We start from the raw sequence: 23,641 nt of genomic DNA on the forward strand, positions 1-23,641 counted from the left end.
ACATTCACTTCCCGCCCGTAGCGCTCCAACATCCTTCGCCAACCCAGATAATTTCTCAGATAGTGGGTCGCTACCCCATGGAACCGCTCCATCCACTCTTTCAACCGACGGTGATATCCGTTTACATGCTGGATATGGTACGCGCCAACCACACGCTCGCCTTGGCGATTGCGCACGACCTGATGGGTCACTCCCTGCGCTTTGCTGAAACTGGCATACACCCCGGCGCCGTCGCTACACAACACCGCATCTGACGAGACAAGGGGTGTCAAAACAGCTATCACCGTCTCGGCATTCATTTTCTCCAACTGAAAATCCGCATGGTGACCAGCCCGGTCCTGAACCACCATCACCGGGATGTAATCCGGCCCTGTGCCTCGGGTACGGCCTTTGCCCCCACGGTGGCGGGCCGGGCGGGGCAAACCACGTTGCCCTTTAAACGACTCCAAGAAGAAGGTCTCATCAACCTCGACGATACCCCCTTCCCGTGCCGCCTGGTGACTCGCCATGGCTTTCAGGAAGCGGTGACGCCACAAGAAGGCGGTGTTTTTACAGACTCCGCAGCGGACGGCAGCCTGTCGGACGGTCAGACCGTCGATGAGGGCCTGGGCGTAGTCTTCCCAGCATTGTGCCTTGCGAAGTCGAGCCAGAGGCGTCTTGGTGAGAACGGAACTGGTGCGTAGACACTGCTTGCAGCGATAACGACGCAGCCCTCGACTCCAACCCCAGGGAGCCAACTGCGTAGCCTCGGCCTGACAGTGAGGGCAACATCGACAAGCGGGGAGTTGAGCGGCCAGCGAGGTGATTGGGTGAGGGGTAGTGAGTTCATGTTGCGCGAGGCGACGCTGGCGCATGGTGAGCTGTGGAAAGAGAGACAGTAGATGTTGAAAGGCTTGGGTATCCATGATGGAGGCCCTCAGGGTGATGACCTACTTCAAGGTTAGCCTTTCAACATGTAATTGGGACAGCGCCTTTTCGATGGGTGCTCAGCGTTCGAAGAAGCGGTAGAGGTGCTCGACCTGGACGGGGCAGTCGGCCACCAGGTGGATGTGGTCCCGTGCCTCCTCGGTGGACGAGAAGCTCATGGGGCACCCCAGGGTGTCCGTCATCACGTAGAGGTGGCCGTCCTGCCCCCTGAACTCCACGATCCAGCCGGGGGAGACGATGTCGTGCATGATCTCCGCCTCCTTGAACCTGTGCTGCTGGTGAAGCGCGCGCAATTCACTGACTGTCATGACATCCTCCTATGACTCATGGCGCCACCCTCAAGTCTAGTTCTCCTTCCCGGTGGCGCCGTCATTGGATCAGGGCGCCGTCGCCCCCTCCCGGGGCGGTTGCAGGGCGATCAGCAGCTCCCCGGGCAGCGGTGTGACAGGGCCGGTGACCACCCTGGGTCTGGCCCTGGCATCCAGCACGAACAGAGGAATGGCGCCGGGATTGGCCTCCTGATACTGGTCCCAGTCGAAGGTGTCGCTCAGGCGGGTCGCCTTGATCTGCCCGCCCCGGCTCAGCAGGCCGCTCAGCCTGGCGAAGTTGATGTCGGCACCGAACAGGTTCTGGCGGGCACGGAAGGTGGCGCTCTCCCGGTTGGCCTTGCCGTGCTGTTCGCTGGAACGCAGGGAGTGGACCTTCTCCTCTCCGTAGAGGTGGGCGAAGTGCAGCACTCCAAGGGCGTTGTTGTGGCGGCTGGGAGAGAGCGCCAGCACGGTGCTGATGCTGGTGAGGGGCAGGTGCCGCTCGGCGTGCTCCGACTGGGGGTTGCCGAAGTAGCAGGGCAGGCCGCTCATGCGGGCCAGCTTGCAGTGTTCCCAGGCAGGATCGGAGAGCTGCACCGGGATCCCCTGATCCGCCAGCGCCTTGCCGATGGCCCGGGCCACCGAGTTGGCGCCGATGAGCAGCCAGACATTGGGGGCGCTCTGGCGCATGTCGAGCAATCTGGCCAATGGCGTGGCCGTCAGGCTCTGCAGTACCACGGTGAAGATGATGACCGCAAACACCAGAGGCACCAGCTTGTCGGCATCCTCGATGCCGGCCTCGTGCATGCTGATGGCGAAGGAGGCGCTGACCGCCGCCGCCACTATGCCCCGGGGGGCTATCCAGGCGAGCAGGGCGCGGGCGCGCCAGGGCAGGTCCGACCCCCGGGTCGAGACCAGGATGCAGAGCGGGCGGGCCACGAACTGCACCACGCACAGCAGGGCCAGCACCATGGGGCCGAGCTGCCAGAGCTGGGCCAGATCGAGGCGGGCCGCCAGCAGGATGAAGAGGGAGGAGATGAGAATGACGGCGAGATCCTCCTTGAAGGCCAGTACCTCCTCCAGATCCAGCCCCTCCTGGTTGGCGAGCCAGATGCCGAACACGGTCACCGCCAGCAGGCCGGATTCGTGACTGAGCCAGTCAGACAGGGTGAAGGTCACCAGCACCAGCGCCAGTACCCCGAACTTGTGCAGGCTGACCGGCAGCCAGTCCTTGCGGATGAGCAGGGTGGTGAGCCAGCCGGCACCGACCCCGATGAGCGACCCCACTCCCACCGTCTTGGCCAGGGCCAGCAGGGTATGACCGACCAGATCTCCCTGGCTGCCGAGGCGCACCGCCTCGAACACCAGTACCGCGAACAGGGCGCCGATGGGGTCGATGACGATCCCCTCCCAGCGCAGGATCTTGTCCACCTCCCGGACCGGGCGGATCACGTTGAGCATGGGGGCGATCACCGTGGGGCCGGTCACTACCAGCACGGCGCCGAGCACCATGGCGACCCGCCAGTCCAGCCCAAGCAGGAAGTAGCTGGCGGCGCCGATGACGGCAAAGCTGGTCACCATGCCGGTGGAGCAGAGGTTGCGTACCACCTTGCCGATCCCCTTGAGTTCGGTCAGGTGCAGGGTCAGCGCTCCTTCAAACAGGATGATGGCGACCGAGAGGGAAACCAGGGGAAACAGCAGATCCCCCAGCAACTGATCGGGATCGAGCAGACCGGTCACCGGGCCGAGCAATAGGCCGCTCAGCAGCAGGAACAAAATGGCGGGAACGCGCACGGACCAGGCAAGCCATTGGGCGAGCAGGGAGATGAGGGCTATTCCGGCGAGGGATAGAGCAATCATGCCAACCTCGTACAGGTGATGGGGTTGGACCTAGTGTAGCGGGGAAGGGGTGCAAGATGACACCCGCCAGGCGTGCAGGGGAGAGCCGCTCAGATCAGATGGGGCTCTCTTTGTGGAGTTCGGTGACGCAATCGGTCACCGCCAGCACCAGGGCGGAGCGCACCATCTGATCGAGCCGGTTGAGCTGCATCTGGTAGAGGGGCCAGTCCTCCTCGTTGGCCGGGGGATCCTGCGGCATCATGCTGCCCTGCTGGATGGCATTCAGGCGCTCGAGCAGATCGCGGACCGGCTTGTCGCTGAAGCGGTAATCCTTGGGGTCGCGTACCAGAAAGTCGCGGATCTTCAGGTATGCCTCGAGATCCTGATAGCGCTCGAGGGAGATGAGGCCGAGGGCGAAGATGAGCTTGAGGCGCACCTCCAGCTGGCCGAGGGGGCCGCTCTGGTTGAGCAGGGGTTCGATGGCGTATTTGACGGCATACTCCTCCTGACGAAAGGCTCGCCGCATCAGGGAGTCGACCGCCTCTTCCAGGATGGTCACGACCTCGAGAAAGAAGCCGCGGGGGCCATCCTGCTCGTTCAGTCGCTCCAGTACTTCATCTTCCTGGTGTGTGGTCATAAGTGCTTCGGGTCCGGCTGACAGGGGGAGAGCAGGCCCTCCCCCGGTTTGTATCGTATGGGGTCCGTCACGGGCGGTGTGACGCCACCCCATCAGGTCACTTCAAGTTGTTGTAACGGGCGACGATGGTGCGTACCACATCGCTGTGCTCATCCAGGCCGGTGACGCGGGCCAGTGTCCGTGCCGGACCAAGTTCCGCCAGCATGGCCTGCAGCTCCACCGCCTGGGGATCGTCCTCATTGCGGTAATGCAGTGCGGCGGCGATGCCCTCCTGCAGGTGATCGCTCGGCAGGCCGTACTCCAGGGTGCCGAGCAGCGGCTTCACCAGTCTGTCCCCCGCCGCCAGCTTGCGCAGCGGCTGGCGACCGACCCGGTCAATCTCGTCCACCAGATAGGGGTTGGCGAAGCGGGAGAGGATCTTCTCGATGTAGGCGGCGTGCAGGCGCGGGTCGAAGCCGTAGCGTTTCACCAGCACGGCCCCGCTCTCCTCCATGGCGCGGCGCACCTTGCTGCGGATCAGCGGATCCTCGATCGCCTCGCGCACGGTGCGATAGCCCCTGAGCTTGCCGAGGTAGGCGGTGACGATGTGGCCGGTGTTGAGGGTGAACAGCTTGCGCTCGACGAAGGCCATCAGGTTGTCGGTGGGCTCCATGCCCGCCACCTGGGGCAGCTCCCCCTTGAACTGGGTCCGATCGACGATCCACTCGCTGAAGCTCTCCACCGTCACCTCCAGGGGATCGTCGTTCGCCGCGGCGGGTGGAACGATGCGATCCACCGCCGAGTCGACGAAGCCGACGCACTGCTCGAGGGTGGCATGATACGCGACCGGCAGGTACTTGAGTACCTCCTCCTTGAGGTGGCTGGTGCCGCGCACCATGTTCTCGCAGGCGATGACGTTGAGGGGAGTCTGGTTGCCGGCATCGAAGCGGGCCTGCAGCCCCTTGGCCAGGGTGCTGGCAATCTTGTCCAGGATGTTGGGGCCGACCGCCGTGGTGACCAGATCGGCGGTGATGATACGGGCTATGACCTCGTGTCCGGCCGAGCTGACGGCGGCAACGTTGCGCACCACGTCCAGCTTCTGATCCGTGCCCACCACGTGCACCTTGTACTCCTGGCGGTGGTTGAGCTGGTCGATCAGGGTCTCGTTGACGTCGGCGAAGGTGACCTGATGGCTGGCGTCAGCCAGCAGTTTGCCGATGAAGCCCCGACCGATGTTGCCGGCACCAAAATGCAATGTTTTCATGATATTAACCTCTACAACCAAAGACGATGACGGATGATTACGCGGCCTGCTCGGCCCCCAGCAGATCCAGGAACTCCTGGGGATCCTGGGTGCTGGCCAGACGGTCGACGAGACCGGGCTCATCCAGTGCATTGGTCAGGCGGGTTATGACCTGTATGTGTTCATCGTTGCGGGCGGCAATGCCGATGACCAGGCGCGCCACCTCATCGGCGCCCTCGCCGAAGGCGACTCCGGCCGGGTACTGGCAGATGACGATGCCGGTACGCTTCACGTGCTCCTTGGCGGCGATGGTGCCGTGGGGCACGGCGATGGATTCGCCGAGGTAGGTGGAGACCAGCTGTTCGCGCTCCAGCATGGCGTCGACGTAGTCCGGTGCCACATAGCCTCGCTCGGCCAGCAGCTTGCCGGCGGTCACGATGGCCGCTTCCTTGCTCTCGGCCTTGAGGCCCAGGTGCACGTCCTGCAGGCTCAGGGTGAAAACTTCCGGCTCCTGCGGCTCGTAGCTGTCGTCGTTGGCCGCCACCAGCAGTTGCGGGTTGGCGACGTCATCGTTGGCCGCGTTGGCCAGGCTGAGGTTCTGCACCAGCTCCTGATAGAGGGCGTTGTCGAGGAAGTTGGTCAGCGAAATGTGCTGTGCATGCGGCGCATGGCGACGGGCACGGTCGGTGAGATCCTTGTGGGTGATGACCAGATCCACCTGATCGTCCAGGTTGTTGATGGCACGGTTGGTGACGCTGATGTCGAGACCGGCGGCCTGCACCCGCTTGCGCAGCATGCCGGCGCCCATGGCGCTGGAGCCCATGCCCGCATCGCAGGCGACGACGATGTTGCGCACTGCGGTCAGCTCGGTTTCCGGCTTCTTGGCGGCGGTGGTCTCGGGCTTGGCACCCTTCATGGCTTTCATCTTGCGGGTGGCTTCACCCAGGGCATCGGCCTCGTCGGCTTCCGGCTGCTGGGCACGGACGAACACGGCAGCGACCAGGAAGGAGACGGTGGCGGAGGCGACGATGGAGAGCAACACCCCGATGAGGGAGGCTTTCGGCGTCATCAGCAGCACGGCGAAGATGGAGCCCGGGGAGGCGGGGGAGACCAGACCGGCGTTGAACAGGGTCAGGGTGAAGACCCCGGTCATGCCGCCTGCGATCACCGCCAGGATGAGGCGCGGGTTCATCAGCACGTACGGGAAGTAGATTTCGTGGATGCCGCCGAAGAAGTGGATGATGGAAGCACCGGCTGCGGACTGCTTGGCGGCGCCACGGCCGAACACCATGTAGGCCAGCAGCACGCCCATGCCCGGACCCGGGTTCGCTTCGATCAGGAAGAAGATGGAGCGGCCCTGTTCGGTGGCTTGCTGGATCCCGAGCGGCGAGAAGATGCCGTGGTTGATGGCGTTGTTCAGGAACAGGATCTTGGCCGGCTCGACGAAGATGGAGGTCAGCGGCAGCAGGCTGTGGGCGACCAGGAAGTCGACACCACCGGCCAGGGCGCCGGAGAGCACCTTGACGAAGGGACCGATGACGAAGAAGGCGAGAATGGCGAGCAACATGCCGATGATGCCGGCGGAGAAGTTGTTCACCAGCATCTCGAAGCCGCTCTTGACGCGACCTTCCATCGCCTTGTCGAAGCGCTTGATGGCCCAGCCACCCAGCGGGCCGACCATCATGGCGCCCATGAACATGGGGATGTCGGTCCCCACGATGACGCCCATGGTGGTGATGGCACCGACCACGGCACCCCGGTCACCCCCGATCAGCTTGCCGCCGGTATAGCCGATGAGCAGCGGCAGCAGGTAGGTGATCATGGGACCGACCAGCTTGGCCAAGGTTTCATTGGGCAGCCAGCCAGTGGGGATGAAGAGGGCGGTGATGAAGCCCCAGGCGATGAAGGCGCCTATGTTGGGCATGACCATATTGGACAGGAAGCGTCCAAAATTCTGTATCTTGACTTTGGTATCCGGTGATAACATGTCGGGACCCCGTTTTAAGCCTGTGTGATTAAAAGTGGTAGTCGGGCTGGCCGGTTTTGCCGAACCGCCATCCCTGTCGTCTAAGCAACTTCAATCTACCAGCTTGCGATCAAATTAGGCTGAAAACGGGGTGTCTTGTGACCTGGATCTCAAATACCCCGACCTCCCCCCTCCCGACATAGTGATGACGATCACAGTCAGTCGCTGTATTTCGGCTACATTTCGATCTTCTCGCCTCTTGGTGTCAATTTTTTGTGATTGATGTCTCGTTTTGTGGTTTGCGCAAATACGGTGTCAACGTGACTGTCGTCACAAAATCAAATTTTGCACTCAAATGAGTCATGGTTTGTCGCCTCGTATTCGCAAGTAATGACGATGGATATGCCGCAGTTCATCGTTAATCACCAATGAATCATTTATTTTGTAACCCACTTTCAGTTTTTTCCCCGAGAGGATCGGTTCCGACAAGGCCTCTTGTGACGCCCGGGTGGCGGATCCTGATCCGCTCCCGTCTCGCTCCTCCCTGCCGGTAGCGACGCAGGCTGGGGCCTGCGAGCGGGTCTCCCATTCCGTCTGCCCGTGGAGCGCAGCCATAAAAAAAGCCCGCAGGATGCGGGCTTGTGCAGAGCAGACAAGCAGGGGGATCACTGCGCCTTGGGGGCCTCGTCGGCAGGCGCGGCATCGGCCTCGCTGGTCGGGGCGACCGGCGCCGGGCCAGGTACCAGCTCCACCGCCGGCTTGGCGATGAGGGAGCGGGTCTCTTCCACCGCCTCGGTCAGCTTCACCTCGATGATCTGGCCGAGCTCGTAGACCACCTCGGTCTTGTCCAGATAGACGCGGCCGTTGTCCCAGTTGCACTCCAGCCGATCCTTGTTGTCCAGGATATGGCGGGCGGGCATGAACACCACGGCGCCGTTCTCCTGCAGGCGCAGCTTGAGGCCGGCTCGCATCACGTCGATGATCTCGGCGTTGAACACCTTGTCGGTGCCCGCATCGGCCTTGAGGTAGCGCACATAGAGCCAGTCGCCGATGTCGCGCTCCACCATGCGGTGCAGGCGGCGGCAGGCGGTCAGGTGCTCGGTCAGCTCCAGGCTGGGGCGCTCACCCGGGGTCTTGCCGGCGATGACCGCCTTGAGCAGGCGATGGTTGACCATGTCGCCGTATTTGCGGATGGGGGAGGTCCAGGTGGCGTAGGCATCCAGACCCAGGCCGTAGTGGGCACCCGGTTCGGCGGACATCAGGGCATAGCTCTGGAAGCGGCGGATCTTGCCGTCCAGCCAGCGGGTGTCCAGGTTGTCTATCCAGCGTCGCAGGGCGCAGAAGCCGGAGAGGCTGGCGATCTCTTCCTTCTCGAACGGGGCCTCGGCGGTCTTGAGCAGCTCGATGGCGCCGTCCAGGGACTCCTCGTCAAAGCCGGTGTGGACGTTGAAGATGCCGTAGCCGACCTCTTTGCCCAGCACGCGGCCGGCGCAGATGTTGGCGGCGATCATCGACTCTTCCACCATGCGGTTGGCGATGCGGCGCGGCTCCACGTGGATGGCCAGCACTTCGCCGTCTTCACCCAGCTCGAAGTCGTAGTCGGGTCTGTCCGGGAACACCAGGGCGTGCTCGGTACGCCACTTGATGCGGGCCTCCGTCATCGCCTTCATCAGGGGCAACTGGGCCAGGACGCCGGCGTCGATATCCAGCGCTTTGCCGTGCTCGGCCCAGTCGGAGACGTCGTCATAGCTGAGACGGGCATGGGAATTGATGCGGGCGGCGAAGAACTCGGTCTCCTCCAGCAGCAGGCCGTCCTCGGCGATGAGCAGACGGGCGCACAGGGTGTTGCGCTCCTCGCCCTCTTTCAGGGAGCAGAGCTCGTCGGAGAGGGTGCGCGGGATCATGGGTACGTTGCGTCCCGGCATGTAGACGGTGAAGGCGCGCTGGGCGGCCTCCTTGTCCAGCTCGCTCCCCTCGGCCACATAGGCGGTCGGGTCGGCGATGGCCACCAGCAGCTCCCAGCCGTTCTCCAGCTTGGTGATGGCCAGGGCATCGTCCATGTCCTTGGTCTTGGCACCGTCGATGGTGAAGAAGGGAACCTGGGTCAGATCCCGGCGGGGCAGCTCTTCCTCTTCGATCACCTTCCACTCCGGCAGGTCCGCCGGTTCAATCTGGGCCAGGTTGTGGCGTGCCAGCACCACCCACCAGGGCACGTTGTGATCTTCCTGGGTGGCGATGAGCTGGGTGATCTCGGCGGAGAAGTTGCCGTCCACCAGGGCATGGCGCTTGAGGGTGGCGACCACCCAGTCCCCTTCCTTGAAGGATTTCTCGTCCAGACCCTTCTTGGCGCGGGCCTTGATGGCGTCCTTGATGAGGGGGTGGTCGGGCACCACGTTGAGGCGGTCGCGGAACATCTTGACGCGGCCGACGAAGCGGGTGACGGCCTGCTCCAGCAGGGCATCCGGCTCGGCCACCTCTTTCTCTTTTTCAGTGCGGATCAGGGCGCTCACCCGGTCACCGTGCATCACCTTCTTCATGTAGGGAGGCGGCACGAAATAGCTGGTCTTCTCATCGACCTCCAGGAAGCCGAAGCCCCGATCGGAGGCGCGGATCACACCCTCTTTCTTGGGGATGTTTTCGCGGATTTGTTGCTTGAGCTGGGCCAGCAGCGGATTGTCTTGGAACATAAATGGGGAACCTGAGTGGAGACCTGATGGTTAATCGCCCAGCACTATACGTTTTTACCCCCCCAAAGCCAAGGTGAACGGCCCCCTCAGCGCGGTTGCAGTGCCCGGCGTCCCTGCTGGATGAGGCGCAAGGAGATCTGCTTGTGCAGCCCCCGCTCCAGCACCCAGCGGTGCCAGTAGAGCTGCTCGACCAGGTGGTGATCCGGGTTGAGATCGAGCAGGCGCCCCTCTTCCAGTTGCTGGCGGATCTGCAATTCCGGGATGAGGCAGCAGGCCAGCCCCTGCTCCGCCATGGTGACGAAGGCCTCGGAGGATCGCACCGTGTGGCAGGGGTAGCCACCGGGGGGGAGGGCGAAATGACGGGCCATGTAGCTGATGTGCATGTCGTCGCGCTGATCGAAGGCCACCGCCGGCGCCTTGGCCAGGGCCGCCGCCGTGAGGCCGTTCGGGAAGTGGCGGGCGACGAAGGCGGGGCTGGCGGTGAGCAGATAGCGCATCTCGCCGAGTTCGTCGACGCAGCAGCCCGCCAGCGGCTGGGGTTGCAGGCTGACGGCGCCGAACGCCAGCCCCTCGCGCACCCGGTCCAGGGTGCGGCTCTCGTCATCCACCAGCAGGTTCAGCTCGATGGGGTATTGCTCCAGCAGTGGTGCCAGGGCGGGCAGGAACCAGGTGGCCAGGCTGTCGGCATTGACGGCGATGCTGACCCGGATGGGGGCCCTGGGCTCGTCGGGGGAGAGCTCGCCGGCCAGCTCCAGCTCCAGTTGGCGCACCTGGCGATAGTGGGCCAGCAGCTTCTGGCCGAGCCCCGTGGCCTGCAGCGGCTGGCTGCGGATGATGAGCGGCTCCGCAAACTGCTGCTCCAGCTGCTTGATGCGCTGGGAGATGGCGGACTGGGTAATGTGCAGGCGCTGGGCTGCACGCTCGAAGTTTTGCTCCCGGATCACCGCGTCCAGGGCCAGCAGCAGCTTGTAGTCCAGCGTCTTCATCAGCATTCCTTATGAAAAAAGGGAGTTCAGCAAGAATGCTACTCAAGGGAGCGCCAGAGGACAACCTGACCGCCCCCATGGAGGGGGCCGGTGCCCGGGGCCGCCCCTGTGAGATGTGACAGTTGTCCTGGCGTGAGATTCATAAGATACTCACCCGGTCCGTTTTTGCATGGGGTGGAAACGGACCATAGCGAGCGTCTTGAATCCCGGGCCGGTCCCGGGACTTTTTTTGCTCAGATGACGGCGAGCAGAGCATCCCCCGCCGGCCGGTAATGGCCCTGCAGGGGGCGATGGACGGCGCGGTCGAAACGCTCGTCCAGGTGGAAGCGGATACCGACCCCGCGCACGGCCCCCAGATCCACCGCCTGGCGATGGCCGAGGCGCTCGATGGGCTGGCCGAGGCGGCGGAAGATGCGCTCCACCGGCAGGCTGACCACGGCCACCAGCTCGCGGATCCCCTGCTCCCTGGCGAAGGCCAGCACCTCGCGGAAGATGACGCAGGTGAGTTCGCTGATGCCGTTCTCCAGGCGAGGGGCCCGGTCGGCGTCGATGGCGAGGCGGGTCAGCTCCCACACGTCGTTGCCGCGCGGCGGGGCTTCGCCAGCGAGGGCGGTGGGGAAGATGCTGGGCAGCATGTAATCCTGGGCGCAGCTGAGCAGGCGGATGCAGCCGCACAGCCCCTGCTTGTCTTCAATCAGCACCCAGTGGGTGTCGGGCTTGTCGAAGTTGTCCCGCTCCAGGCCACGGCGGGATTCCACGTCCCAACCGAGTCGATCGGAGAAGACGCGGTTGCGAAATCGGTAGAGCTCGTTTTCGACCTCCCATCTGGGGTGTTCTTTCAATTTTCCTTTGAAAACAAGCATTCATGTCTCTCCATTTCATGGTTAGGCGCTATAATCCAAGGCCTTGGCCAGGGGAGGCTTGCCTATGACACGCGACCAACTGCTTGAGTACCTGGAACATTTCACGCTGGTGACCGATGGCAACCGGCTGTCCGAGCTCATCGGCCGCTTCACCCTGGGAATGGGTTACGACTACTACCGCTTCGCCCTCATCCTGCCCATGTCGATGCAAAGGCCCAAGGTGGTGCTGTTCAACCAGTGCCCCGACTCCTGGGTACAGGCCTACACCCTGAACAACATGCTGGCCTGCGATCCCATCATCCAGCTCGCCCGCAGGCAGACCCTGCCCATCTACTGGAATCGGCTGGACGAGAAGGCGCGCTTCCTGCAAGAGGGGAGCATGGATGTGATGGGGCTGGCGGCGGAATTCGGGTTGCGCAACGGCATCTCGTTCCCGCTGCACGGGGCGGCGGGGGAGAACGGCATACTCTCTTTCATCACCCGGGAGCGGGCGTCGAGCGATCTGATGCTGGAGTCCTCGCCCATCCTCTCCTGGATGTCCAACTACATCTTCGAGGCGGCGATCCGGATCGTGCGCCAGAGCATGAGGGAGGACGATCCCCAGGAACCCCTGACGGAGCGGGAGACCGAGTGCCTGTTCTGGGCCAGCGAAGGGAAGACATCGGGGGAGATCGCCTGCATCCTCGGCATCACGGAGCGCACCGTGAACTACCACCTCAATCAGGTCACCCGCAAGACGGGGTCGATGAACCGCTACCAGGCCATCGCCAAGGGGGTGAGCAGCGGCATCCTGCTGCCGAACCTGGAGCAGGTGGTGGTCACCAACTTCCCCTCCCTTCTGCAGTGAATACAGGCCCGGCGGCACCGGCTCGTCGCCTGGCATCCCCTCTGTCGCCATCACCGCTGTCCTGCGCCGTCCCATCCTGCCGCCGATTCTCGGGGCGGGGCTGTGACCCCACAATTGTCAGATCCTGCAATTGACAACCTTCTTTGTGTGGTTTCGGCCCGGTTTTCATCAGTTTTATGAATGCATCAGAAAATGAATGAATTTCTCTGATTACCCGCGCCCCCTTATAGTGCGTTTCTCTCTTTCACAGGAACACATCCCCATGTTCGCCACCACCCTGCAAGGCTTTACCCTCGGCCTTGCCATGATCATCCCCATCGGGGCCCAGAATGCCTTCGTGCTGAGCCGGGGCATTCACCGCAATCACCACCTGCTGACGGCGACCCTCTGCTGCCTGTGCGATCTCGTGCTGATCGGCATCGGGGTGTTCGGCGGGGCCAACCTGCTGGCGGCCAGCCCGATCGGCCTGGCCCTGCTGACCTGGGGCGGCGTGCTCTTCCTCGGCTGGTTCGGGGTGCGCTCCCTGCGCAGCGCCTGGCGCGGCCAGGAGGCGGCCCTGGCGGACTCGCCCCGGTTGATGGGGGTGAAGAGCGTGCTGGCCATGACCCTCGGAGTGACCCTGCTCAATCCCCACGTCTACCTGGATACCCTGATGCTGCTTGGCTCCTTCGGCAGCCAGTTTGCCGAGGAGCTCAGACCCGCCTTCGCGGCGGGGGCCATGCTGGCTTCTCTGGTCTGGTTCTACGGACTGGCGTTCGGGGCGGCGGCACTCTCCCCCTGGCTTGCCCGGGGCCGGGTGCAGCAAGCCATTGATCTGGTTGTAGGTCTCATCATGCTGGTGCTGGCGGCCAAGCTGGCATTGGGTGCCATATCGGCCTCATGAGGCTATTTTTGTGCCGGGCTTCATAAAAATGAGTCCCGGTGCCATCTGCTGACATATTCGTCTGTTAAATTCCCGGCGCTGGTAAAGCGTTACTCATAATAAAAGGGAAAAAACAGTGAATAACACCATGAAGCTGGGGGCTATTGCCGCCATCGTGCTGCTGTCTGCCTGCAGCAACGAGAATGACAGCAAGGCGCAGCCGGGGACCGTCTCCCTGCGCCTGATCCAGACCTCCGACATCCACTCCAACGTGCTGGGGTACGACTACTACCAGAACAAGGAGGATCGCAAGTTCGGCCTCTCCCGCACCGCCCTGCTGATCCGCGCCGCCCGCGCCGAGAACCCCAACAACCTGCTGCTCGACAATGGCGACCTCATTCAGGGCACGCCGCTGGCGGACTACATCTTCGAACAGTCCGGTGCCGGCTATCTCGAGAAGCAGGCGCACCCGGTGTTCAAGGCGATGAACGAGCTGGGCTACGACGCGGGCAACCTGGGCAACCACGAGTTCAACTACGGCCTGGACTACCTTGGCAAGGTGCTGGCGGGAGCCGACTTCCCCTATGTGAACGCCAACGTGTTCGAGGCGGGGGCCTTCAAGCGCGATGCCAAGGGACAAATTGACTGGAGCGGCAACAAGTTCACCCCCTATCTGCTGCTGGAGCGCGAGGTGACCGATGACAAGGGCCAGCGCCAGCGCGTCAAGGTGGGCATCCTGGGTCTGACCCCGCCCCAGGTGCTGCAGTGGGACAAGCGTCATCTGGAGAGCAAGGTGGTGGTGGCCGACATGGTCGAGACCGCCAATCACTATGTGCCCGAGCTGCGCGCCAAGGGCGCCGACATCGTGGTGGTGGTGGCTCACACCGGCATCAATGCCAGCAGCTACGAGGCCATGATGGAGAACTCCGCCTGGCACCTGGCCAAGGTGAAGGGGGTGGACGCCCTGATGCTGGGCCACGCCCACAAGAACTTCCCCGGGGACTTCCCGGATCTGCCGGAGGTGGACAACCAAGCCGGTACCCTCAGCGGCATCCCCACCGTGATGCCCGGTTACTGGGGCAACCACCTCGGCATCATCGACCTCAAGCTGGAACAGGTGGACGGCAAGTGGCAGGTGAAGCAGAGCCAGGCCAGCCTGCGCAAAATTGACGCCAGCGAGGGCAGTGCGGTGGATCAGCGGGTGGTGGACCTGGTACAGGCGGATCACGACGCCACCAACCAGTGGCTGGACGAGCCGCTCGGCAAGATCACCTCCCCCATCCACAGCTTCTTCGCCCTGGTGCAGGACGACCCCTCGGTGCAGCTGGTGAGCGATGCCCAGCGCCGCCACGCGGAGCAGTTGCAACAAGACGGCCTGCTCAAGGAGTCCTACCCCATCCTGTCGGTGGCGGCCCCCTTCCGTGGCGGTCGCAACGGCATCAACGACTTTACCTACGTGGCCCAGGGTGACATCTCCCTGCGCAACGTCTCCGACCTTTACATCTATCCGAACACCCTGCAGGTGGTCGAGGTGAACGGGGCCACCGTCAAGGAGTGGCTGGAGATGAGCGCTGGCCAGTTCAACCAGATCGACACCGGCAAGACAGAGGTGCAGTGGCTGGTGAACGAGAGCTTCCCCACCTACAACTTCGATGTGATTGACGGGGTCAACTACGAGGTGGACATCACCCAGCCGGCCCGCTACAGCAAGGACGGGGTCAAGGTGAGCGACGGCCAGCGCATCAGCGGCCTCACCTTCAACGGTCAGCCCGTGGACCCGGCCCAGAAGTTCTACGTGGTGACCAACAACTACCGCGCCAGCGGCGGCGGCCACTTCCCGGGCATCGACGGCAGCAACATCGTCCATGAAGATCCCTTCGAGACGCGGGAGATCATCGCCCAGTACCTGAAGGCCCAGTCTGCGGACAACCCGGCTGGCTTCAGCCCGGCGGCCAACAACAACTGGCACATGAAGGCCCTGCCCGCCAACGTGGACGTGCGCCTCTACTCCTCGCCGACCGACGAGGCCAAGGCCCTGGCGGGGGCGGATCTGTCGTACCAGTCCACCCTGCCGATGGATGACGCCAAGCACCCCGGCTACGCCATCTACCGCCTGATCCGCCAGTAAGGCAGACGCTGGCAGCCAACAAAAAAGCCCTCGCAGTGCGAGGGCTTTTTCATGGGGCGCGGTGCCATCCTGTCCTGTCGTCTGGACTTGCCCGGTCGACGGGGCGGGAGGGCATCAGTAGTAGCCGGGATCGCCCGGATTGGGGCGGGTCTTGAAGCGGCGGTGCAGCCACATGTACTGCTCCGGCGCCTTGCGCACGGCGGCTTCAATCTCGCGGTTGGCGCGGCTGGCATCCGCCATGTCGTCACCGCTCGGGTAGTCCGCGAGCGGGGCCCCGATATGCAGGGTGTAGCCCTCCCGGGTGCGGATGTTGTAGCAGGGCAGGGTGACGGTGTTCTTCACCCGGGCCAGGGTGGCGGTCCCCGTGATGGTGGCGGCCTGCTCCACCGCGAAGTAGGGCACGAAGACGCTGGCATGGCTGCCGTAGTCGTGATCCGGTGCATACCAGAGGGCGTCGCCGTTGCGCAGCGCCTTGATCATCCCCTTCACGTCCATCCGGTCCACCAGGTATTTGTTGGAGGCGCAGCGACCGTGGTACTGGGCGTACTCCAGCACCGGATTGGTGTTGGGGCGATAGACACCGACCCCGGGGCGCACCAGGCCGAAGCAGCGGGCATTGAGCTCCAGCGTCAGGAAGTGGCAGGAGAGCAGCAGCATCCCCTGGCCCTTCTCCATGGCGTTGATGACGTGCTCTTCCCCTTCCACCTTCATCAGGCGGCGCATCCGCCAGTCTGGCCAGAACCAGGCCATGCCTACCTCGAAGATGGCGCAGCCCACGCTCTCGAAGTTCTGCACCAGGAGGGTTTCGCGCTCATCCCGGCTGAGCTCGGGCATCGCCAGCTCCAGGTTGCGGCGGGCAATCTTGACGCGGGATTTCAGCAGCTTGCGGGCCAGGGTGCCGAGCTGGCGGCCCAGCCACATCTGACTGCGCCAGGGCAGCAACACCAGCAGCCAGAGCAGGGAGAGGCCCAGCCAGCTCCCCCAGTAACGGGGATGGAACAGACGGGGTTCGAGGCGGGGAGCGTGTTCTTGGGCCATGAAGAGTCTCTTGTTCGCAAAGGCAAAGGGGGGAGTCCGACCGAACCGGGGGGCCTGTGTGGGGTGGCCCGGCGCGGAGGCGGTCACTCGCATGTGGAGGATTCTATCCGAAAAGCGGGGGCGGGCGCGAATCGCCGTCATCTGGTCAGAGGGGGCGTCAGGGGGCAGAGCCGTGCTTTTTTCACGCCCCGGAAAAGAGTGTGATAAAATCGGCCGCTGAATTTTTCAGGTTTTGAGAGCCGATACAGATGAAAATCACCCTGCCCGAGTTTGAAAAAGCCCGCATCCTGGTCGTTGGCGATGTCATGTTGGATCGCTACTGGCATGGCCCTACCGGCCGGATCTCCCCCGAGGCACCGGTCCCCGTGGTCAAGGTCGAGCACATCGAGGAGCGTCCGGGCGGCGCCGCCAACGTGGCGCTCAACTCCGCCGCCCTCGGCGCCCAGGCCGTGCTGCTGGGCCTGACCGGTCAGGATGAAGCCGCCGATGCCCTCGCCAGCCAGATGGCCGGGGTCAAGGTGGCCTGTGATTTCGTGCGCCTGACCGACTATCCGACCATCACCAAGCTGCGGGTGCTGTCCCGCAACCAGCAACTGCTGCGCCTCGACTTCGAAGAGGCCTTCCACGACGTGGATGCCAGCCTGCTGATGGGCAAGGTGGAGCAGGCGCTGCCCCAGGCGGACGTGATGATCCTCTCCGACTACGGCAAGGGCGCCCTCAACGATGTGCCCGGCATGATCCGGCGTGCCCGCGCCGCCGGCATCCCCGTGCTGGTCGACCCCAAGGGGACCGATTTCGAGAAGTACCGCGGTGCCACCCTGCTGACCCCCAACATGTCCGAGTTCGAGGCCGTGGTGGGCAAGGTGAAGGGGGAAGAAGATCTGGTCGCCAGGGGGCTGGAGCTGGTCAAGCGCTTCGAGCTGGACGCCCTGCTGGTTACCCGTTCCGAGAACGGCATGACCCTGATCCGCGAAGGGCAGCCCGAGCTGCACCTGCCGGCCCAGGCCCACGAGGTCTATGACGTCACCGGTGCCGGTGACACCGTCATCTCCACCCTGGCGACTTCCCTTGCCGCGGGCAAGAGTCTGGACGAGGCCTGCGCCCTGGCCAACACCGCCGCCGGTATCGTGGTCGGCAAGTTGGGGACCTCCACCGTGAGCCCGGTGGAGCTGGCCAACGCCCTCTACACCGAGCAGGAGACCGGCTTTGGCGTCATGTCCGAGGCCCAGCTCAAGGTGGCCGTCCAGGCCGCCCGTCTGCGCGGCGAGAAGGTGGTGATGACCAACGGCTGCTTCGACATTCTGCACGCGGGTCATGTCTCCTATCTGGCCAATGCGGGCAAGCTGGGGGACCGCCTGATCGTGGCGGTGAACACCGACGAGTCCGTGCGTCACCTCAAGGGGCCGGGTCGCCCGGTCAACCCGACCGAGCGCCGTATGACTGTGCTGGCGGCCCTGGGTGCCGTGGACTGGGTGGTCCCCTTCAGCGAAGACACTCCCCAGCGTCTGATCGCCGAGATCCTGCCAGACCTCCTGGTCAAGGGGGGCGACTACAAGCCCGAAGAGATCGCCGGTTACGCCGAGGTGACCGCCAATGGCGGCGAGGTACGAGTGCTGAACTTCGAGGACGGCTGCTCCACCACCGACATCATCAAGACCATCCGCGAACGCGGATAAGCGTAAAACCCGGCCAAGGCCGGGTTTTTTGATGGGGCTGCCGGGTCGGTGACATGGCCGCTGCCTGGCAGGCCCCGACCAACGCACTTCCAGCGGCGAACAGAGATGAAAAAGGCGACCCCGGGGTCGCCTTTTCTCATGGTGTGCGCCTGGCTCAGGACTTCTTGGTGACCTGGGCGGCGGGCATCAGACCCTGGTTCACCTCTTCCAGGTCCTTCTGCTCCAGGATGCCGGCGGCCTGCTTGAGGGAGAGGATGCTGAGGATGTAGTTGTAGCGGGCCTCGGAGAGCTTCTGCTTGGCCTGATACAGCTTGCGGGTGGAGTCCAGCACGTCGACGATGGTGCGGGTGCCCACCTCGTAACCGGCCTCGGTCGCCTTCAGGGCGCTGTCGGCGGAGATGACGGATTGGCTGTAGGCGCGGACCGAGCCGATGCTGGCGTTCACGTTGTTGTAGGAGGAGCGGACCGTGCTCTGCACCGAGCGGAAGCTACGCTCGAGCTGTTCGCTGGCGGCCACGTAGTTGAACTGTGCCTGCTTGACCTGGGAGGTGGTGGCCCCGCCGGTGTAGATGGGCAGCTTGAAGTTCAGGCCGATGTTGCCCTGATTGCTGTTGCTCTCGGGGTTGCGGATCTCGTCCTTGTAATCGTTGTAACCGGCGTTCAGGCCGGCGCCCAGATCCAGGGTCGGTTCATGACCGGTCTTGGCCAGATCGATCTGCTCCTTGGCGATGTCTTTGCCGATGCGGGCGCTGTGCAGCTCCAGGTTCTTGTCCAGGGCCAGTTCCAGCCACTTGTCGGAGTTGAACGCGGTCTTCTGCGGGCTGAAGCGATCGGTGTTGAGCACGTCCAGTTGACGGTGGTCGATACCGGTCAGCTCGCGCAGGCTCTCGTAGCTGTTGTCCAGGGTGTTCTCGGCATTGATCTCGTCCGCCAGCGCCTGATCGCGCTCGGCCTCGGCCTCGTGCACGTCGGTGATGGCGGTCAGGCCCACTTCAAAGCGCTGCTGGGTCTGTTCAAGCTGACGCTCGACCGCGGTCTTGTTGGCACGCACGAATTCCAGGGTATCCATGGCCTTGAGCACGTCGAAGTAGGCCTGGGCGGTACGCAGCATCAGGTTCTGGTACTCGAGGTTGTAGGCCACGTCGGACTGGGTGGCGCTCTTCTCGGTCAGATCCAGGTTGACCCAGTTGCTGCGACGGTAGATGGATTGATCCAGGGTCACGGAGCCGGTAGCGCCCGTGTTGGTCATGGTGTCGTTCTTGTTTTGCAGGTAGTTCAGGCCGGCGCCCAGGTTGATCTGGGGCAGCAGGGCTGCACGGGATTCGTTGATCTTCTCGAAGGCCTGGTCCCGCTTGGCCTTGGATTCCAGCAGCTGGGTGTCCTTGATCTGGGCCTGTTGGTAAATATCGAGCAGGTTTTCGGCATGAGCGGCGCCGCTCACACCCAGCATCACCATGACTGACAAGAGTGTTCTTTTCATATGATAGTTTTAACCTTTTGTATCAACCCAAAGCTGTCCGCTGGATGAAGGGGGGATTGTCACCGACCAAGCTTGATTTCAGCTTAACCACTCTACTATAAGCAGATTTCATTGCGAACTGTCTCTTTTCCAGCTGCGGAAACGTCAAGGTCCGGGGCGAGTTTTCTCGGCAACGCGCCTAGCCAAATGCCCTGTGGCTGCTAAAATCCTTCCCTCATCGTCGGCGAGAGCGAGTGAATGAATGTTCATTCATGCCCCCGAATATTATGGTCAAACCAAGCCAAGTCAAGCTGGCAGGAGTCTCGAATGTCACAGCAAGCCTTGCCTCAAACCTGCCACTACTCCAGCGATGATGTGAAAATCATTGAAAAATCAGCTGGATATAATGGCTTCTTCAAGGTGAATGTCTACCGCCTGCAACACAGGCTGTTTGCCGGTGGCTGGAACGCCCCCATCGTCCGGGAACTGTTCGAACGTGGCCATGCCGCCGCCCTGCTGCCTTATGATCCGGTGCGGGACGAGATCGTGCTGGTGGAGCAGTTTCGCATCGGTGCCATGGAGACCAGCGCCACCCCCTGGCTGCTGGAGCTGGTGGCCGGCATCATCGATGAAGGGGAGACCGCCGAGGCTGTGGTGCGGCGCGAGGCGGTGGAAGAGGCAGGGATCGAGGTGGGACGCTGCGAACATGCCATCAGCTATCTGGTGAGCCCGGGTGGCAGCACCGAGCGCATCGAGGTGTTCGTGGGCGAGGTGGATGCCAGTCAGGCCAAGGGGATCCACGGTCTGGCGGAAGAGGGGGAAGACATCCGGGTCCACGTGGTGAGCCGCGAGCAGGCCTATGCCTGGCTCAAAGAGGGGCGCATCGACAATGCCGCCTCCGTCATCGCCCTGCAGTGGCTGGCTCTGAACCACGGCGAGCTGCGGGCACGCTGGCTGGCGGGGCGCTGAGGTGACGCTCGTTCAGACCCGGGTCAGGTGCCCTGTGTCCGACTGGCACACTGTGCAGTGGGTCCACCCTTCATGGATCCTGATTGAGGGAGCCGCGACATGTCATTAGTCCAGAGCCCGATGAAGCGCTATGTGCCTGATTTGATGTCCTTGCAGCGTACCTGCGAGGTCAATTACATGGCGCTGATGAAACTGTTGCCGCCCGGCGGCAGCGTAGGTGCCGAGCGCCGCTATCAGGTCGGCAACGGCCTGCAGTTCCAGCTCACGGTGACCGAGGAGAGCCGCTTCACCAGCCAGGTGATCCTGGCCCAGCACAACCCCGAATTGCCGAGCTACTTGCAAGCCCGGATAGAGATTCGTTTGTATCATGATGTGCGAATGGCGGAAGTGTGTGCGGCGCAACAGATTTCAATGTTGCAACCACGTTATGATTATCCCAATCAAAAAATGCATCACAGGGATGAAAAGGAGCAGGTAAATCTATTCTTGGCCGATTGGTTGAGATTTTGTCTCAAACACGGCACCAGCCTGATTAACATCCTCTAGTCGAACCCATAAAAAAGAAGCGTGATTTTGGAAACAGAGCTACCTCAGGCGCCGGACGGCAGTGTGCGCCTGTTACAGATTACCGATACCCATCTCTTCGCCAGTGCCGAGGGGCGGCTGCTGGCCGTACCCACGGCGCAGAGCCTGGCCGCCGTGCTGGAGCGGGTGCAGGCCAACGAGCACCCGTTCGATCTCATCCTCGCCACCGGGGATCTCTCCCAGGATCACAGCCCGGAGTCCTACCAGCGCTTCGCCTCCATGATGGCGCCCCTGGCTCGCCCCATCTACTGGTTGCCCGGCAACCACGACGACGGCCCCCTGATGACCGAATACCTCCATGCGGCCGGCATCAGCGAGGCCAAGCAACTGGTAGGCGAGCACTGGCAGGTGATCCTGCTGGATACCCAGGTGCGCGGCAAACCCCACGGGGTGCTGGGGGATCACCAGCTGGCGGCCCTGGATCAGGCCCTGCGCCAGCATCCCGAGCGCCACGCCCTCATCGCCCTGCACCATCAGGCGGTGCCGGTGGGCTGCGCCTGGCTGGATCAGCACAACCTCAAGAATGCCGACGACCTGTTCGCCGTGCTGGCCCGCCACCCGCAGCAGAAGACCATACTGTTCGGCCACGTCCATCAGGAGTTTGACGAGGTGCACCACGGAGTGCGGCTCATCGCCAGCCCCTCTACCTGCATCCAGTTCAAGCCGCTCTCCGACGGTTTCGCACTGGACGAATCCGGCCCGGGCTGGCGCTACCTCACCCTGCACCCGGATGGCCGGGTGGCGAGCCAGGTGTGGCGCCTGCCACTGGGGCAGTTCGTGCCCGACCCCAATGCCACCGGTTACTGAGGGGTTGCCATGAAGCCCGTCCTGCTCTATCTGCACGGTTTCAATTCATCCCCCGGCTCGGCCAAGGCGCAGCAGATGGCGGCCTGGGTGGCCGAGAACAGGCCCGATATCGAGGTGGTGATCCCGGCCCAGCCCAACACCCCGGCGGCCGCCTGGGCTGCCATCGAGCAGGCCATCACCGACCTGAAGGCCCGCCACGGCAGCGCCCTGCGACTGGGCGCCGTGGGCAGCTCCCTTGGTGGCTTCATGGCCACGCGAGTGAGCGAGATGTACGGTTGCCGCGCCGCCCTCATCAACCCGGCGGTGCGCCCCCACGAGCTGCTCTGCGACTACCTCGGCCCCCAGACCAACCCCTACAGCGGCGAACGCTATGAACTGCTGCCTGTGCACATGGACGAGCTCAGAGCGCTGGCGGTGCCGGTGACTGCCCCGGAGCGGCTCTGGGTGCTGCAACAGCAGGAGGACGAGGTGCTCGACTATCGCAAGGCGCTGGACGAATACCGCTTTGCCCGTCTCTCCCTGGAGTGCGGCGGCGATCACGCCTTCACAGGCTTCGAGCGCTACCCCGCCCAGATCGTCCGTTTCCTCGGGCTCTAGCCATGCAACCGCCGTTGGCCGCCTTCCTCGAACAGGTGCTGGCCACGGCCCAGGCGGGGCTCACCTACTCCCGGGATCCCTTCGACATCGCCCGCTTCGAGGCGCTGCGAGCGGCCACGGTGACGCTCATCGCCAGCCAGAGTGAGCTGGCCCCCGATGCCATCGGCGACTGGATTGCCCTCGACAGCGGCTATCCCACCCCCAAGCTCGATGTGCGGGCCTTCATTCAGAACGACGCGGGCCATGTCCTGCTGGTGCAGGAGCGCAGTGACGGTTGCTGGACTCTGCCGGGGGGCTGGTGCGACATCGGCGATTCGCCTGCGGACGCCGTGGTGCGGGAAGTGAGCGAGGAGACCGGCCTCGTCTGTCGGGCGGTGCAGCTGCTGGCGTTGTTCGACAAGCTCAAGCATCCCCATCCCCCGCAGCTGCCCCATGCCCACAAGGCCTTCTTCCTGTGCGAGGTGACGGGCGGCGCTCTGCTTACCGACACCGATGAAACCAAAGGGGCGGGGTACTTCCCCATCGACGCCTTGCCCGAACTCTCCCGCCACCGGGTGGTAGCGTCCCAGTTGCGCACCCTCCATGACCATCTGTCGCAGGGGCGGGGGGATACCCTGTTCGATTAACCGGTTCGTAGCCTGACACTGCGGCAAGGAGGCAGCATGATCACACGCATCGGCAATACCCCCATCCAGAAGAAACACAAGGCGAGCTGCCACTGCGGCGCCGTGGTGCTGGAGCTGACCCTGCCGGATGGCGTGGTGGACCCGCGCCGCTGCGACTGCTCCTTCTGTCGGCGGCGAGGGGCCATCGTCGCCTCGGTGCCGCTCTCCGGCATCCGCATCCTGCAAGGGGAGGCGGCGCTTCGCTGCTACCAGTTCAACACCCGCACCGCGAAACACTACTTCTGCAGCGTCTGCGGCATCTACACCCATCACCAGCGCCGATCCAATCCGGCGGAATATGGCTACAACCTCGCCTGTCTGGAGGGGGTCAACCCGTTCGATCTGGGAGAGGTGCCGACCCGCGACGGGGTGCATCACCCGGCAGATACCGTAGCCGATTGAACGCGAGGTGACTGCCCCGACGGGTGGCGGGGAGGACGGGCGAGGCGTTGTCGTGCCACTCCCGTGACGATACCTCAGGGGGTCATCTGCCTGTGTAGCCCCCGCAATGGCTGTGTTAACCTTGCCCTGTCCGTCTCCCGGCGGACCCCGGCCTCTCTCTTCATTCCATCT

Annotated in this window: 21 protein-coding genes; 10 read left to right on the forward strand and 11 right to left on the reverse strand. The window is 63.6% G+C overall.

The genetic code is table 11. The annotated features are described in order from the left end of the window. From AB5Y50_RS09585 to AB5Y50_RS09625, 9 genes are all read right to left on the reverse strand, one after another. Positions 1-905 (reverse strand): IS1595 family transposase (locus AB5Y50_RS09585; protein WP_210600941.1); only part of this gene is annotated, 905 nt, incomplete at its 3' end. An 81-nt stretch (positions 906-986) separates the two neighbouring features. Next, positions 987-1,235, reverse strand: a complete 249-nt coding sequence (locus AB5Y50_RS09590; RefSeq protein WP_010672757.1) for a hypothetical protein — start codon at positions 1,233-1,235, stop codon at positions 987-989. A 69-nt stretch (positions 1,236-1,304) separates the two neighbouring features. Next, positions 1,305-3,095 (reverse strand): sodium:proton antiporter, encoded by a 1,791-nt coding sequence (locus AB5Y50_RS09595; RefSeq protein WP_045523088.1) that lies wholly within the window; start codon positions 3,093-3,095, stop codon positions 1,305-1,307. Positions 3,096-3,189: 94 nt separating this feature from the next. Next, on the reverse strand, positions 3,190-3,711 hold the full coding sequence (locus AB5Y50_RS09600) for an MltR family transcriptional regulator (RefSeq protein WP_010672759.1): 522 nt from the start codon (positions 3,709-3,711) through the stop codon (positions 3,190-3,192). 97 nt (positions 3,712-3,808) lie between these two features. Next, the gene (locus tag AB5Y50_RS09605) at positions 3,809-4,954 is read right to left on the reverse strand and encodes a mannitol-1-phosphate 5-dehydrogenase (RefSeq protein ID WP_319873660.1); all 1,146 of its coding nucleotides are present in this window, start codon (positions 4,952-4,954) and stop codon (positions 3,809-3,811) included. 37 nt (positions 4,955-4,991) lie between these two features. Beyond that, positions 4,992-6,920, reverse strand: a complete 1,929-nt coding sequence (locus tag AB5Y50_RS09610) for a PTS mannitol transporter subunit IICBA (RefSeq protein WP_102983736.1) — start codon at positions 6,918-6,920, stop codon at positions 4,992-4,994. Between the two features lie 644 nt (positions 6,921-7,564). Further along, on the reverse strand, positions 7,565-9,586 hold the full coding sequence (locus AB5Y50_RS09615; RefSeq protein WP_041212288.1) for an exoribonuclease II: 2,022 nt from the start codon (positions 9,584-9,586) through the stop codon (positions 7,565-7,567). Between the two features lie 86 nt (positions 9,587-9,672). Further along, positions 9,673-10,572, reverse strand: a complete 900-nt coding sequence (locus AB5Y50_RS09620; RefSeq protein ID WP_279992780.1) for a LysR family transcriptional regulator ArgP — start codon at positions 10,570-10,572, stop codon at positions 9,673-9,675. Positions 10,573-10,805: 233 nt separating this feature from the next. After that, positions 10,806-11,435 (reverse strand): acyl-homoserine-lactone synthase, encoded by a 630-nt coding sequence (locus AB5Y50_RS09625; protein ID WP_279992781.1) that lies wholly within the window; start codon positions 11,433-11,435, stop codon positions 10,806-10,808. 64 nt (positions 11,436-11,499) lie between these two features. Here AB5Y50_RS09625 and AB5Y50_RS09630 point away from each other — a divergent pair, with 64 nt between their 5' ends. From AB5Y50_RS09630 to AB5Y50_RS09640, 3 genes are all read left to right on the forward strand, one after another. Further along, on the forward strand, positions 11,500-12,282 hold the full coding sequence (locus AB5Y50_RS09630) for a LuxR family transcriptional regulator (RefSeq protein WP_010672766.1): 783 nt from the start codon (positions 11,500-11,502) through the stop codon (positions 12,280-12,282). Between the two features lie 262 nt (positions 12,283-12,544). After that, the gene (gene lysE, locus AB5Y50_RS09635; protein ID WP_042015435.1) at positions 12,545-13,165 is read left to right on the forward strand and encodes an L-lysine exporter; all 621 of its coding nucleotides are present in this window, start codon (positions 12,545-12,547) and stop codon (positions 13,163-13,165) included. A 127-nt stretch (positions 13,166-13,292) separates the two neighbouring features. Next, positions 13,293-15,272, forward strand: coding sequence for a bifunctional 2',3'-cyclic-nucleotide 2'-phosphodiesterase/3'-nucleotidase (locus AB5Y50_RS09640; protein WP_319882977.1), 1,980 nt, complete (start codon positions 13,293-13,295; stop codon positions 15,270-15,272). Between the two features lie 114 nt (positions 15,273-15,386). Here AB5Y50_RS09640 and lpxL read toward each other — a convergent pair whose 3' ends face one another. Further along, positions 15,387-16,310: an LpxL/LpxP family Kdo(2)-lipid IV(A) lauroyl/palmitoleoyl acyltransferase gene (gene lpxL / locus AB5Y50_RS09645; RefSeq protein WP_319882950.1), complete on the reverse strand. Its 924-nt coding sequence runs from the start codon at positions 16,308-16,310 to the stop codon at positions 15,387-15,389. Positions 16,311-16,558: 248 nt separating this feature from the next. On the opposite strand from lpxL, the gene hldE reads away from it, so the two are divergent. Further along, positions 16,559-17,986 (forward strand): bifunctional D-glycero-beta-D-manno-heptose-7-phosphate kinase/D-glycero-beta-D-manno-heptose 1-phosphate adenylyltransferase HldE, encoded by a 1,428-nt coding sequence (gene hldE / locus AB5Y50_RS09650; RefSeq protein ID WP_182935177.1) that lies wholly within the window; start codon positions 16,559-16,561, stop codon positions 17,984-17,986. A 154-nt stretch (positions 17,987-18,140) separates the two neighbouring features. On the opposite strand, the gene tolC is transcribed toward hldE, so the two are convergent. Then, a complete protein-coding gene (gene tolC, locus AB5Y50_RS09655; protein ID WP_029313618.1) occupies positions 18,141-19,466 on the reverse strand; it encodes an outer membrane channel protein TolC in 1,326 nt (441 codons plus the stop codon). Between the two features lie 306 nt (positions 19,467-19,772). Here tolC and nudF point away from each other — a divergent pair, with 306 nt between their 5' ends. The 6 genes from nudF to AB5Y50_RS09685 all read left to right on the forward strand — a co-directional run bounded on the left by nudF (position 19,773) and on the right by AB5Y50_RS09685 (position 23,470). Next, positions 19,773-20,414, forward strand: coding sequence for an ADP-ribose diphosphatase (gene nudF, locus AB5Y50_RS09660; protein WP_010672772.1), 642 nt, complete (start codon positions 19,773-19,775; stop codon positions 20,412-20,414). Between the two features lie 99 nt (positions 20,415-20,513). After that, positions 20,514-20,960: a DUF1249 domain-containing protein gene (locus tag AB5Y50_RS09665; protein ID WP_039039758.1), complete on the forward strand. Its 447-nt coding sequence runs from the start codon at positions 20,514-20,516 to the stop codon at positions 20,958-20,960. 27 nt (positions 20,961-20,987) lie between these two features. Next, on the forward strand, positions 20,988-21,806 hold the full coding sequence (gene cpdA, locus AB5Y50_RS09670; protein ID WP_041214382.1) for a 3',5'-cyclic-AMP phosphodiesterase: 819 nt from the start codon (positions 20,988-20,990) through the stop codon (positions 21,804-21,806). Positions 21,807-21,815: 9 nt separating this feature from the next. Further along, entirely contained in the window at positions 21,816-22,403 is a 588-nt protein-coding gene (locus tag AB5Y50_RS09675; RefSeq protein WP_219604352.1) for a YqiA/YcfP family alpha/beta fold hydrolase, read from the forward strand. A 2-nt stretch (positions 22,404-22,405) separates the two neighbouring features. Beyond that, positions 22,406-23,029, forward strand: a complete 624-nt coding sequence (locus AB5Y50_RS09680; RefSeq protein WP_128313912.1) for an NUDIX hydrolase — start codon at positions 22,406-22,408, stop codon at positions 23,027-23,029. Between the two features lie 36 nt (positions 23,030-23,065). Then, complete coding sequence (locus AB5Y50_RS09685) at positions 23,066-23,470, forward strand: GFA family protein (RefSeq protein ID WP_039039754.1); 405 nt, start codon at positions 23,066-23,068, stop codon at positions 23,468-23,470. The last annotated feature ends 171 nt before the right edge of the window (positions 23,471-23,641 follow it).

The sequence above is a fragment of the Aeromonas sp. s6 genome, from assembly GCF_040907815.1.
Classification (GTDB): Bacteria; Pseudomonadota; Gammaproteobacteria; order Enterobacterales; family Aeromonadaceae; genus Aeromonas; species Aeromonas caviae.